We start from the raw sequence: 13,056 nt of genomic DNA, 5'->3' as shown, positions 1-13,056 counted from the left end.
TCATTTTGGTTTCGTGCCACACCAAAATATAAAGTATAAATCAACGGCTGATTGCTAATCAGAATAATTCTGCGGGTGTTTTGCTTACACCAGTTCGCTTTACTCGTGTTAGAACCAAATCATGGCCGAGTAGATACGAGAAATCCAAATCGCTTTTCAAAGAAAAACCAATCTAAACCCCTGTATAATTCGCTGGGGTGATTTGTTTCAGTTCCGTTTTAATGGTATCAGACACATCCAAGGTCTCAATAAAATCAGCAATGGATTTTTGGGAGATTTTTTCGTTGGTTCGGGTCAAGCCCTTTAGGACTTCATAGGGATTGGGATACCCTTCACGACGTAAAATGGTCTGGATGGCCTCGGCCACTACGGCCCAATTGTCTTCCAAATCCTGCTCAAATTTATCTTGGTTTAACACCAATTTGTTCAATCCTTTTAGAGTTGATTGAAACCCAACCAAAGTATGAGCAAAGGGTACGCCCACATTACGTAAGACGGTGCTGTCCGTTAAATCGCGCTGTAGTCTGGAAATAGGCAGTTTGGCAGATAAATGCTCAAAAACAGCATTGGCCAACCCCAAATTTCCTTCGGAATTTTCAAAATCGATAGGATTTACCTTATGTGGCATGGCCGAGGAGCCCACTTCCCCTTTTTTGATTTTCTGCTTAAAGTAATCCATGGAAATATACGTCCAGATGTCCCGGTCCAAATCAATCAAAATGGTATTGATGCGCTTCAACGTATCAAAAAGCGCCGCCATGTGGTCGTAATGCTCAATTTGGGTGGTAGGGAAGGAGTGGTGCAAGCCCAATTTCTCCTGTACAAATTGCTTTCCAAAGGCTTTCCAATCGGTTTGAGGGTATGCTACCTTGTGGGCATTATAATTTCCAGTGGCACCACCAAATTTGGCTGCACTGGGAATATCGTTCAATAAATTGAACTGCTCCTTGAAACGCTCCACAAACACCTCAATTTCCTTGCCCAAACGGGTAGGGGAGGCGGGCTGTCCGTGTGTCCGTGCCAACATGGGAATGTTCTCCCATTCCTTGGACAGTTCCTTTAATTTTTCAAACACCTCAAAGTACGAAGGCACGTAAACATCGTTCATTGCCTCTTTAATGGAAAGTGGAATGGCTGTATTGTTGATGTCTTGGGACGTCAATCCAAAATGGATGAACTCTTTGTATTTTTCCAACCCCAATGCATCAAATTGCTGTTTGATGAAATACTCAACAGCCTTTACATCATGATTGGTAACTTTTTCAATGTCCTTGATGGCCTGCCCATCTTCCGAAGAAAATTTTTTGTAGATGTTCTGAAGCTCAGGAAATTGCTTTGCATCAAAATCGGCCAATTGGGGCAATGGAATTTCACAAAGTGCAATGAAATACTCAATTTCAACCTGAACACGGTACTTGATAAGCGCCTCCTCAGAAAAATAATTCGTTAGGCTTTTGGTCTTGTTTCTATATCGGCCATCAATGGGAGAAATGGCGTTGAGTTGTGTTAAGGACATTTTTGCGAACGATTTTGAAAGTTGCAAAGATACTCAAACTCGTAGAGTTTAACGGCCTATTTGGGCCAACTTGTCCAGGGTTTTTTTGGCCCGGTTTTGATAGCCTGTGCTGCCCGAAGCGTAGCTGTCTTCCAGAACTTGGCGCAACTCGGGATGGACCCAATCAAATTTTTGCCCCAAATAATAGAGGCTGGTCATGGAAAAGACCTTTGGGGCCATGTTCATTTCACTGATGAGCCAATCAAAACAAGCCGTCATGATTCTTTCCAGTTGCTCATCGCTGATATTCTTTTGGAAAGCAGGGTCCTTCTTTTTAAAATAGGCCACACATACCATTTCACACACACAGGCCATGGCCCTAATGGTGGATTCGGAGGTCAAATTGCCCAGTATTTCAGTGAAATCGTCAAAAAAAGGCAACAAATAATCCAATTTCTTTTCAATAAGGTGCCGAAACGTCCAACTGGCATTATAGGTACCTTCCTTTTCTTCGTTTAAAACCTCTTTTAGCAGTGGTCCGACCATGTTGGGCTGAAGGATAAGTTTGTCTACCAGTTGGTCCACATCATCTTTAAAAAGTCGTCCCGAGTGCAGGGCTATATGTAGTTGTTGTTCGGTCATGAATTTGTCACCAATTGCTCTACCAGTTTGGGCACGCCCTTGGCCGCCGTTTCCGCAATGACCGTGAGATTAGCGAAATCTGAAGAGCGTACCGTGGGTTTGGGGTCCACAAAATACATAGGAATGTGTTTTGGGGCATAATGAATCAATCCTGCGGCGGGATACACCTGCATGGAAGTGCCCACAACAATCAAAATATCGGCCTGTTGGGCAATACGTGCCGCCGTATTCATCAGCGGAACCATTTCCCCAAACCAAACAATATGGGGACGCAGTTGATGCCCTTCTTCATCCAAATCTCCCAAGACCAAATCCTTCGTCCAATCCAGTATATAGGTTTCATCCCGGGTGCTACGCACTTTGAACAGTTCGCCATGAAGGTGCACTACATGCGAACTTCCAGCTTGTTCGTGCAGATTGTCCACATTTTGTGTGATGATGCTTACGTCAAAATGCTGCTCTAGGGTAGCGAGTGCCAAATGCCCTGCGTTGGGACTCACCTGTAACAATTGTCGCCTCCGCTGATTGTAAAAATCCAAAACCAGCTCGGGATTACGGGCAAAACCATGGGGAGAAGCCACTTCCATAACATCATGGCCTTCCCACAGTCCATCGGCATCCCGAAAAGTCTTTAGGCCACTCTCGGCACTCATTCCGGCTCCGGTCAGTACAACTATTTTTGGTTTGGGCATTTTTTGTAATTGCTTTATGGTGAAAAAGTATGCTTTTCGGCCATAAATGGTTTCACTTTTCCACGGATTGAAAAAAACGACTTAGTTGGAATACAGATTGAAAAATTCCGTTGCGTCTTTTATGTCCTGTATGCCTAAAATCCAACAAACTTCGGATAGATCGGAGAAGTCCAACCCTCCTGCCAAAATGGCTTCGTTGTTATAGCGTCCTTCTTTTCCATTGTGGGCATCGGAGATTTCAATGGCCCGTTCCCATATTTCAATCAATTTTGGTTCGGAGATATACGCATTCCAATTGTCGAACTCAGGGTCTCTAAACCCAGGGGTTCCATTTCCAACGGCATTACCATCAGGAATCTTTATATAGTCTGAATGTTTCTTGACGAACGCAAGACTTTCAGGAGAAGTTACTTCCTCGTTCCAGTCGCTGTGCTGCACTACATGAATCCGTTCCAAGGTATTTATGTCAGGGAAATCAGCATGGACAGCCTTGATCAGTGACGCGGTGAAATCCGATTGTCCAGCTTCTGCTATCCAAACATCACCTTGTTGATCAAAGGTTGATTTAACAAAGGATTTGACCTGATTAACGGCAGCAGCTACATTGTTGTGGGCATCTGTCCAATTATCGCCAAAAGCAAGTTCAAATAAGGGGTTTGGTGGAACGTACAGCCCTTCTTGAATCCCATAAGTGCCGGCAACAGCATGGTAATTAACCGTCTTAAAGCGCGAGTTGGAAAATAAAGTGACAAAAGCAGCAACGGTATGCAGGTCGTCTACATCAGTTTTGCAGTCAAACTGTCCCAACAATAGGTCTTTCTCCATATTGAAGCCTTTGTCCTCCTGGGAATTATCAGGGGTCATTTTTTCTGTGAAGGACAGTGAAATAACCATGGAGCCAACCAATAAGAATAGTCTTAAAATCATTGTCTTTGGGTTGTTCGTTCGTAGTGTTGATTTCATTTTTTATGTGGTATGATTTAGCCCTAAGATAACAAAATCGATACATCAAAAACCTTCATTTTTAAATTTTCCTATCTTGCTTTTTATGTTTAATGACGATTTGCTCACCTATTTGGAAACGTATCTCACCGAAGAGCGAAAACAGCGTTTTTTGGACGTACTGCAAAACCGCACCCGATGGCTCACCGTGGCCCTGGAGGATGTTTATCAAATGCATAATACCAGTGCCATAATCCGGAGCTGTGATGTGTTTGGCATCCAAGATGTCCATGTGGTAGAGGACCGTTTTGGAAAACGTTTGGACAAAAATATTGCAGTGGGGGCAGAGCAGTGGGTCGATGTGCATCGGTACCGGACTACGTCTGAATGTCTCGATAAACTTAAAAGCAACGGCTACCAAATCATTGCTACCACACCCCATAACGATTCCCAATTGCTGGAGGATTTTTACCCCAAGACCAAAACAGTTCTTTTTTTCGGGACGGAAAAAGAAGGCTTGAGTGAAGAAGTGGTACAACGGGCAGATGGGTTCCTAAAGATTCCCATGATGGGTTTTTCGGAAAGTCTGAACGTTTCCGTCTCTGCGGCCATCATCATTCAAGAACTGACGCAAAAAGTTAGGGACTCTTCGCTGGATTGGCATCTTTCCGATATTGAGATTCTGGAAAAGCGATTGGATTGGACCAAAAAATCCATCAAAAGTGTGGAGGGGATTATTGAACGGTACTTTTCCAAATAAAGTTTTTTGTACATTTAGTTCATAACCAATTCACAAACAAATGGCTACACTATTGTATATCCTCGCAGGAATTGTCATGCTCGTTCTTATTTTGGCAATGATTGCACCAAAAACTTATAATGTCTCCCGCTCAGTAGAAATTGCGAAACCCAAATCTGAAGTTTTTGCGTATTTGAGGTCGCTCAAAAAGCAGAATGAATGGTCGCCATGGAGCAAGCGAGACCCCAAGATGCAACAAAAATTCACGGGAACGGATGGTGAGGTCGGCTCCATGAATTACTGGAATGGGAACAAGGAAGTAGGTGAAGGAGAACAGGAAATCACCAGAATTGTGGATGGCGAACGTATTGAATCCGAACTTCGTTTTTTAAAGCCATGGAAATCCACTTCGGATGCCTATATTACCACTGAAGAAGTGGATGCGAATACTACCAAGGTAACGTGGGGCTTTTCAGGGAAAAACAAATTTCCCATGAGTATTATGATGCTGTTTATGAATATGGACAAAATGATTGGAAAGGATTTTGAGGAAGGGCTTGCCAGCCTCAAAGAACGGTTGGAATAACTAAATATTACTCCACCAATTCCAAAAGGGCAATGTCGAAATCATTTTCCAGAATGACCTTTCCATTGGCCACGGTGACTTGGGTTTCGGAATAGGTATCATATAATTTAGTGCCATCACCAAAGAATCCCTTAACCCACAACGATTTTTTACCTTTAGGTAAATCAAGCCCGACCACTACTTTGTCCCGATAATCGCCATTTTCATAGGTTCGTGAAAACACGTAGGGCGATTTGGCCAAACGTTTGTGTTTTCCAGCTCCAACAGCAGGGTGGTTTCTTCGGAATTGCCCCAGTTTTTGCCAGTGTTTGTGCACTTTTTGGATTTCAGGAAGGCTATCCAGTTCTTCCCAGTTCATAAATGAACGTAAAGTGGCATCCCCTTGGGTACCTTCAATGATAAGGCTTCTGGAAGTTTCATCTCCATAATATACTTGGGAGGCTCCAGGTGTCAACAAAAGCACATTTGCAGCACGATAGGGCTTTTTTCGTTCCTTGTCATAAGGCGCACCATCATCATGTGAAGTCAAATAGTTGAGCACACTTTTATCCTTTAATTTGGTGTGAAGTAAACCGCTGTATTTTTTAAAAATGGTCTCATAGCTTTTGTCTGCATCGGTCTTCAACTCAAAATTGATAAGACTTTTAAAGCCATTGTTGAAGAAATCCACCTTTTTATCCCCAAAATCATACTCTCTGCCGCCGGAAATGCCGTAATTGTAGACTTCCCCGACCATGTAGAAAGGGTTATTGTCCAACACATGGCTTTCGTGCTTTTTCTTCCACATTTCAAAGGCGTAGACCGCTTCTTTGTGTAAGTCTTCCCATGCATTTTCATTGACGTGTTTTACGGTATCCACCCGAAAGCCGTCCACACCAAAATCATTGATGTAATCGGTCAACCACTTAATAATGTAATAGCGTGGTGCCCTGGGATATCCAGTACGATCAAAGAAGAGTTGCAACTCGTCTAATTCCTTGCTCAAACGGCCCTCCTCTTTCCATTTGGCCAATAAAGCATCGGGAAGCTCCACGGCTTCATCGGACTCTGTAAGAATATCGGGCAGATTTTCCACCAAGGTGCAGGCTGTGGTATTTTCATAGGTGGTGAATTCGCATGTAGGACCTGTGCGTACCCAATCCTCGGGCCAAACTGGGTCTTTGTCGGTAACAGGGCCGGTATGGTTGAGCACCACATCCAAAAGAACCCGAATTCCTTTAGCGTGGGCAGCTTTCACCATATTCCCCAAGTCTTTTCTAGTGCCAAAATTGGGATCAAGAGACGTCCAATCCTTGGTCCAGTAGCCATGGTATCCGTAAGTGTTTCCCGTTCCTTCATCCGTGGCACCGTGCACTTGTTCCACCAATGGGGTGAGCCAAATGGCGTTTATCCCCAAATCCGTAAAATAGCCTTCTTCAATTTTCTGGGTTACACCAGCTATATCGCCCCCTTCAAAACCGCGAAGTACTCCGGTTTCCTTGGTTCTTTCAAAATTAATATCGTTATCAGGGTTTCCGTTGTTGAAACGGTCGGTCAAAAGAAAATAGATATTTGCACCCTCCCAAACAAAAGGCACCTCTTTTTTAGGGGTCTCTTGTTCAACTACTTGCACTGTTTTTTGCTGCTCTTTTTTAACTTCCTTGCAGCCTATAAAAAAGGATAGGATAGACATGACAACAAGTAGTTTTTTCATGTTTTGGGATTTTGTTTAAAGCTATAAAATGAATACGGAATTCTAAAATTTATTTAGAGCTTCGCACTTTCGACCCAAAAATTGAAAATTTAGTTTGATTTAGTTTCTGTTCAATACTTTATATTCCTCGTAGCAACTAGAAATGGCATCCAAAATCTGGAGGTCATTTGCGGTGTTGATAAAGGATTTTGAGTAATTGCAGTTGTTGAGGATATCTTCAATATCCACTTTTTCCAACTGAAGGAGTTCGGTAAGCACCTCGCGGTCAAATTTGGAAGCCAAGAGGTTTTTAATCTCATCATCTTCTTTCATTTGCCGCAATTTGCGCATTTGCCTTGGCTTTTTTCCGAATAGGTTCCGCAAGAGGTCAGCCGGATTTAAAATAGCGCCCAAAACTTTAGTGACCGCACTCGGACTTTTGCTGCCGGCTTCATAGCTAGCGTTCAGCCCCGAAATACTATACTGATATGCATTGTTTACAGGAAGGTTCTTTACATCGATTTCAAGGTACCCCGTGAGTTGATAGGGCGTTACAATTACTTCTTCAAGGGCATACGCCAACTCAGTCAGGGCGATTTTAGTGTCCTTTATTTTGAACATATCGTTGGTGACCCGAACCTTTTGCGCTTTAAAACCTAAGTAACTGAGATAGAGGGTGTCGTTTACCGCAGCTTCAATAGTAAATTCACCTTTTTGGTCGGTAATGGTGCCTTTTACCTGTGTAAGGTTGATGACGTGCACACTTTCCAAAGGAAAATCCGTTTGCGCATTTACCACGGTAAGTGTCAACTCTTCCAAAACAGGACTTTCATCCTCGTTCTGGGCCAAGCCTAGCAAAGGGATAATGGAAAAAAGTGTAAGTAAAATTCTTTTCATGCAATCTTTGTAGGTATAAAAGTACTAAACAAAGAAAAATAAATAGGAGCCCCTTACCATTTAATATAGAATTAACTAATAAAACCCCTGTCTTTTTTTGCCTCCTTTTTTACCGTAACCTCCTTTTTTGCCTCCTTTGAACGATTTGTTGCCACCGCCTTTACGACCACCACGTTTACGGTCTCTTTTGCGGCCTCCCTTGCCTTGACCTCCTGGTTTTGTAGAGACTTCCACATTGATGAAGCGCCCATCTACCTTAAATTCGGTAAAAGTTTGGAGGATAAAATCCGTGAGCTGTGCATCAGAATTGAAGAAGGAGAAACTATCCTTGGTGTCCACGTTGTAGATATCCTCTTTTTCAAGGTTTAAGGTGTCTCTAAGAAAGTCCTTGAGCGACATCCAATCGTAACCGTCCCGTTCCCCTATGTTGATGAAATAGCGAACAGAACCACTGGAGTCACCCGAATTTGAAGCTCCTTTTTGTGAGCTTTCACGGCCACTTTCAACCGTATTAAGGTCCTTGGTCTTGCTATAGTAGTTGGAAAACTGTGTGAACTCCACCGAAACCATTTTCTTGATAAGCTCATCGCGGTCTATCCCTTCCAAAACATCATTGATGGCAGGCAAATAGGCATCGATTTCCTTATTGATTTTGGTATCCTTGATTTTGTTGGCCAAATGATAGAGCTGAATCTCGCAAATTTCAATACCCGTTGGAATCTTTTTGGCGATAAACTCCTGTTTGACGATTTTTTCAATGGTCTTGATTTTCCGAAGCTCGGAACGGGTAATAATGACCATGGAGATTCCTGACTTTCCCGCTCTTCCGGTACGCCCACTACGGTGGGTGTAGGTTTCAATCTCATCAGGTAGTTGGTAGTTGATAACGTGGGTTACGTCGTCCACATCAATACCACGGGCGGCAACATCTGTGGCCACCAACATCTGCACTTGTTTTTTTCGGAAGGCATTCATCACCAAATCACGTTGGTTTTGACTCAAATCGCCATGCAGCGCACCAGCATTGTAACCATCCTCAATCAATTTTTCAGCAACACGCTGTGTATCGCGTTTGGTTCTACAGAAAACAACGGAAAAGATCCCGGGGTTGGCATCGGCCAAGCGTTTTAGTGCAGCATAGCGGTCACGACCACCTACTACATAATATTCGTGCTGAACCGTTGATGCTCCAGCATTCTTGGTGCCCACGGTAATTTCAACCGGCTTGTGCATGAACTTTTTGGCAATGGAAGCCACTTCCTTTGGCATGGTAGCAGAAAACAACCACGTCAGTTTCTCTTGGGGTGTGTTGGAGAGGATGTCCTTGATGTCTTCATAAAAGCCCATGTTCAACATTTCATCGGCTTCATCCAGAACACAGTAATCAATTTTGGAGATGTCCACCATCCCTCGTCCAATCATATCCTTCATTCGGCCAGGCGTAGCAACAACAATCTGCGCGCCACGTTTAATCTGTTTGGCCTGCTCCGTAATACTGGCACCACCATATATAGCCACGGTGCTTAGTCCTTTTACGTATTTGGAATAGAGTTTAAGCTCGTTGGTGATCTGCAAACAGAGTTCACGGGTGGGAGAGAGAATCAAACCTTGTGTGGTTCGGCTCTCTGCATGTATTTTTTGGATCATAGGAAAACCAAAAGCAGCGGTTTTTCCAGTTCCTGTTTGGGCCAAGGCCACCAAATCGGTGTCTTGTTCCAATAAAATCGGGATTGATTTTTCCTGTACTTCGGATGGAGATTCAAATCCAAGATCGGAAATAGCATCCAATAGGGGTTGATCTAACCCCAAGGCTTCAAATTTTGTCATAGCGGTGTATACCTTAAATCGCAAATATGTTGTGTTGCATAGAGCGATTCCTGTATAACCTTAAGCCCAGCGCAACACCTTGCCCATACCGGCGGCGTTAATAAAGCGGCAAATGTACGCTAAATTTAGACGGTGGCTACTATAAACTCCTGTTTTTTAAAAAGTTTACCAATTTTTGAATGGCCCTGCCTCGATGGCTGATGGCATTCTTGGTTTTAGGGGGGAGTTCCCCAAACGTTTTATTGTATCCATTAGGCTGAAAAATGGGGTCGTAGCCAAATCCGCCCGAACCTTGTTCTTTATGGGTAATAGTGCCCTCCACAATGCCATCAAATGTGTGGCTTTGCCCTTCAAGATTCAAATGGATCACTGTCTTAAAATGAGCGTTGCGGTTTTCTTTTCCGTTTAGTTCCAATAGGAGTTTGCCCATATTGTCTTGGGCATTTTTTTGCTCTCCGGCATAGCGGGCTGAATACACTCCGGGACTGCCATTCAATGCATCAACCAAAAGTCCGGTATCGTCTGAAAAACAATCCAAACCATAGGTTTCGGTAACGAAATCGGCCTTTATTTTGGCGTTTTCCTCCAAGGTTTCGCCTGTTTCGGGGATTTCATCAAAGCATTGAATATCTTTTAGGGATAAAAGCTCAATGGAGTCAGGGAGAAGTTGTTGAACTTCCTTTAATTTATGGTCGTTATGGGTGGCAAATACGAGTTTCAAGATGAAAGGGTTCTTATTGAGTTTCAAAAGTAGTAATTTCGATCAGCAAGTTTTTTTCTATGAGACTAAAAGTACCACCGGTCTTGGTAACCATGATTTTTGGAGGATTGATGTATTTGCTGGACCGATTTTTACCCGTCGGGGAATTCGATTTCTTCGGGAGAAAAGAACTGGCTTGGGTGTTATTTGGCTTGGGTGTGTTGATTGCGATAATTGCCGTGGCTCAGTTTGCTTTTAAAAGGACCACTGTGGACCCCTTAAACCCGAAAAAAGCAACCCAACTGGTAACTTCAGGACTGTACAACTACAGTAGAAACCCCATGTATTTGGCTATGTTGCTGGTTTTGTTGGCATTTGGATTGAAACTGGGTAACGCCTTCAACACATTATTGGCTGCGGGTTTTGTGTATTGGATGAACTATTTTCAGATAAAGCCAGAAGAAGAAGTGCTGCTGGAAAAGTTTGGTAAGGACTATACGCTCTACTGTAAATTGACACGTAGGTGGTTTTGATACTTTTTCAAGAGCCAAGACTCAAGTTCAAGAGTCAAGACCAAAAAATTTAATAATCATAAAATCATCCAGGTTGACTTCATAAAATCATTCGTGAAGATTAGTGAAATTCCTGCCTGCGGCAGGCAGGCGTGTCGTTATTGAATTTAGAAAAAGTACTTTCACTTGAATTCATTCTTGCACTTACACTTGATTTATTGATGGCTCCTACTTGCAAAAAAGTGTGATTTGGGTGCCATTTGAAACAAATCGTAGTGGATTTTTGATTTATCCGCAAATGTGTAAGGTTTTTGATAAGTTCCGATTACAAGGATGGAATTTATGTGTAATTTTACGCCTTAATTTTTTTCAAGATGTCCATGGTGGAAACGGGTCGTAAATATGTGTTCGATTTTGATAGTACCCTTACCCGGGTAGAGGCGTTGGATGTGTTGGCCGAAATGACGCTGCAAGGCAATCCCAAAAGAGAGGAGATTGTTGCTGAAATTCAACATATTACCAACTTGGGGATTGATGGTGACATTTCTTTTACGGAATCCCTTGAGCGAAGAATCCGGTTATTGAAGGCCAATAGAACCGATTTGGAGAATTTGGTGGTGGAGCTAAGACAGAAAATCTCCAAGTCCATTGCTGCCAACAAGGACTTTTTCTATGAATTTTCAGATGATATTTATGTGATATCCTGTGGATTCAAGGAATTTATCGACCCTATTGTTGCCGAGTACAACATTCCTTCGGACCGCGTTTATGCCAATACCTTTACCTTTGATGAGGCCGGAAACATTACCGGATTCGATGAGACCAATGTGCTGGCATCCCATAACGGAAAAATAGAATGCTTAAAACGACTTGATTTGGACGGAGAGGTTCAGGTCATTGGTGATGGCTATAGTGATTATGTAATGCGCGAAGCTGGAATAGCCCACAAGTTTTTTGCTTACACTGAAAATGTGCACCGAGACAAGGCTGCAAACAATGCGGACCATGTTGCACCTAACCTAGATGAATTTTTGTTTGTGAACGATTTACCAAGAAACCTATCCTATCCCAAAAACAGGATCAAAATCCTTTTGCTTGAGAATGTGCACCCAGCCGCTTTTGAAAACCTATCCGAAGAAGGCTTTTCTGTTGAACTGGTAAAGCATAGCCTTCCTGAAGAAGAACTTATTGAGCGTATTAAGGGCGTGCATGTGTTGGGAATCCGCTCCAAGACGCAAGTGACCCAAAAGGTGCTGGATGCCGCCAATAAATTATTGGTAGTGGGAGCATTTTGCATTGGGACTACGCAGATTGATTTGGAATACAGCAAGAAAAAAGGAGTAGTTGTATTCAATGCTCCATATAGTAATACCCGTTCTGTGGTTGAACTGGCTATAGGACAGACCGTCATGCTTATGCGTAGCATTTTTACCCGTAGTACAGAAATCCATAATGGCGAATGGAACAAGACTGCGGCCAATTCACGCGAGGTCCGAGGTAAGAACTTAGGGATTGTTGGTTACGGAAATATTGGCAAGCAAATGTCTGTATTGGCAGAGGCCATTGGTATGAGGGTCTATTACTATGATGTGGCCGACCAATTGGCATTGGGGAATGCAATAAAGTGCAGCACTCTAGAAGACTTATTGTCCATTTCTGATGTGGTGACACTTCATATTGATGATAACAAGGCCAACAAGAACTTCATTGGAGAGCGTGAAATCAAACAAATGAAGGATGGTGCCATGCTCATCAACCTTTCCAGAGGATTTGTGGTGGATATTGATGCGCTTGCAGCTGCACTAAAAAGCGGAAAGTTAGGTGGAGCAGCCATTGATGTGTATCCATCTGAACCACGGAGCAATGGCGAATTCTCAACACCGCTGCAAGGGTTGTCCAATGTTATTTTAACCCCACATATTGGTGGAAGTACGGAAGAAGCCCAGCGTGATATCGCGGATTTCGTTCCCAACAAGATTATGGATTATATCAATTCTGGGAATACTGTTGATGCTGTAAATTTCCCAAATATCAGATTGCCCAAACAAAACAAGGCACACCGATTCTTGCATATCCATAAAAACGTTCCCGGAATCATGGCCAAAATCAACGAAGTGTTGGCGAAATACGGCTTGAACATTTCAGGACAATATCTTTCCACTGACCCAGATGTAGGCTATGTCATCACCGATTTGGATAAGGAATATGATAAAGAGGTGGTGAAGGCGCTTAAGAATGTGGAAAATACCATCAAGTTTAGGGTACTTTATTAAATCTAAGATGGTTTGAACCAAGAGTCGGGAGCCAAGAATAGGTCTTGAATCTATAATCTAACAGCGAAGCGGTCTTTTA

12 protein-coding genes are annotated in these 13,056 nt (G+C 43.0%); 4 read left to right on the top strand and 8 right to left on the bottom strand.

Translation table 11 applies throughout. From position 1 onward, the window contains the following. Positions 1 to 172 precede the first annotated feature (172 nt). From purB to AB1A65_RS12945, 4 genes are all read right to left on the bottom strand, one after another. Positions 173 to 1,516, bottom strand: a complete 1,344-nt coding sequence (purB, locus tag AB1A65_RS12960) for an adenylosuccinate lyase (protein ID WP_366589827.1) — start codon at positions 1,514 to 1,516, stop codon at positions 173 to 175. 48 nt (positions 1,517 to 1,564) lie between these two features. After that, positions 1,565 to 2,137, bottom strand: coding sequence for a hypothetical protein (locus AB1A65_RS12955; protein WP_366589824.1), 573 nt, complete (start codon positions 2,135 to 2,137; stop codon positions 1,565 to 1,567). After that, entirely contained in the window at positions 2,134 to 2,829 is a 696-nt protein-coding gene (locus tag AB1A65_RS12950) for an NAD-dependent deacylase (RefSeq protein WP_366589822.1), read from the bottom strand. The genes AB1A65_RS12955 and AB1A65_RS12950 overlap by 4 nt, the downstream gene beginning before the upstream one ends. Before the next feature lie 81 nt (positions 2,830 to 2,910). Continuing rightward, the gene (locus AB1A65_RS12945; RefSeq protein WP_366589819.1) at positions 2,911 to 3,756 is read right to left on the bottom strand and encodes a hypothetical protein; all 846 of its coding nucleotides are present in this window, start codon (positions 3,754 to 3,756) and stop codon (positions 2,911 to 2,913) included. A gap of 121 nt (positions 3,757 to 3,877) precedes the next feature. Between AB1A65_RS12945 and AB1A65_RS12940 the strand changes: the two genes are divergently transcribed. Both AB1A65_RS12940 and AB1A65_RS12935 read left to right on the top strand, forming a co-directional pair. Next, positions 3,878 to 4,531, top strand: coding sequence for an RNA methyltransferase (locus tag AB1A65_RS12940; RefSeq protein ID WP_366590209.1), 654 nt, complete (start codon positions 3,878 to 3,880; stop codon positions 4,529 to 4,531). A gap of 40 nt (positions 4,532 to 4,571) precedes the next feature. Further along, positions 4,572 to 5,096: an SRPBCC family protein gene (locus tag AB1A65_RS12935; RefSeq protein WP_366589817.1), complete on the top strand. Its 525-nt coding sequence runs from the start codon at positions 4,572 to 4,574 to the stop codon at positions 5,094 to 5,096. Between the two features lie 7 nt (positions 5,097 to 5,103). Here AB1A65_RS12935 and AB1A65_RS12930 read toward each other — a convergent pair whose 3' ends face one another. The 4 genes from AB1A65_RS12930 to AB1A65_RS12915 all read right to left on the bottom strand — a co-directional run bounded on the left by AB1A65_RS12930 (position 5,104) and on the right by AB1A65_RS12915 (position 10,213). Beyond that, the gene (locus AB1A65_RS12930) at positions 5,104 to 6,789 is read right to left on the bottom strand and encodes an alpha-amylase family glycosyl hydrolase (RefSeq protein WP_366589815.1); all 1,686 of its coding nucleotides are present in this window, start codon (positions 6,787 to 6,789) and stop codon (positions 5,104 to 5,106) included. 99 nt (positions 6,790 to 6,888) lie between these two features. Then, positions 6,889 to 7,665, bottom strand: coding sequence for a carboxypeptidase-like regulatory domain-containing protein (locus tag AB1A65_RS12925; RefSeq protein WP_366589813.1), 777 nt, complete (start codon positions 7,663 to 7,665; stop codon positions 6,889 to 6,891). A gap of 75 nt (positions 7,666 to 7,740) precedes the next feature. Then, positions 7,741 to 9,492: a DEAD/DEAH box helicase gene (locus AB1A65_RS12920; RefSeq protein ID WP_366589810.1), complete on the bottom strand. Its 1,752-nt coding sequence runs from the start codon at positions 9,490 to 9,492 to the stop codon at positions 7,741 to 7,743. A 139-nt stretch (positions 9,493 to 9,631) separates the two neighbouring features. After that, positions 9,632 to 10,213, bottom strand: a complete 582-nt coding sequence (locus AB1A65_RS12915; protein ID WP_366589808.1) for a non-canonical purine NTP diphosphatase — start codon at positions 10,211 to 10,213, stop codon at positions 9,632 to 9,634. Positions 10,214 to 10,272: 59 nt separating this feature from the next. Here AB1A65_RS12915 and AB1A65_RS12910 point away from each other — a divergent pair, with 59 nt between their 5' ends. Together AB1A65_RS12910 and serA are read left to right on the top strand one after the other, a co-directional pair. Next, positions 10,273 to 10,725, top strand: a complete 453-nt coding sequence (locus AB1A65_RS12910) for an isoprenylcysteine carboxylmethyltransferase family protein (protein ID WP_366589805.1) — start codon at positions 10,273 to 10,275, stop codon at positions 10,723 to 10,725. Positions 10,726 to 11,084: 359 nt separating this feature from the next. Then, entirely contained in the window at positions 11,085 to 12,977 is a 1,893-nt protein-coding gene (serA, locus tag AB1A65_RS12905; protein WP_366590206.1) for a phosphoglycerate dehydrogenase, read from the top strand. The last annotated feature ends 79 nt before the right edge of the window (positions 12,978 to 13,056 follow it).

Origin of the sequence: Allomuricauda sp. ANG21 (assembly GCF_040705235.1) — a bacterium.
Taxonomy (GTDB): Bacteria; Bacteroidota; Bacteroidia; order Flavobacteriales; family Flavobacteriaceae; genus Flagellimonas; species Flagellimonas marina.
Note: the sequence above shows the minus strand (reverse complement) of the source record. Positions and strands in the feature narration are given on the sequence as shown.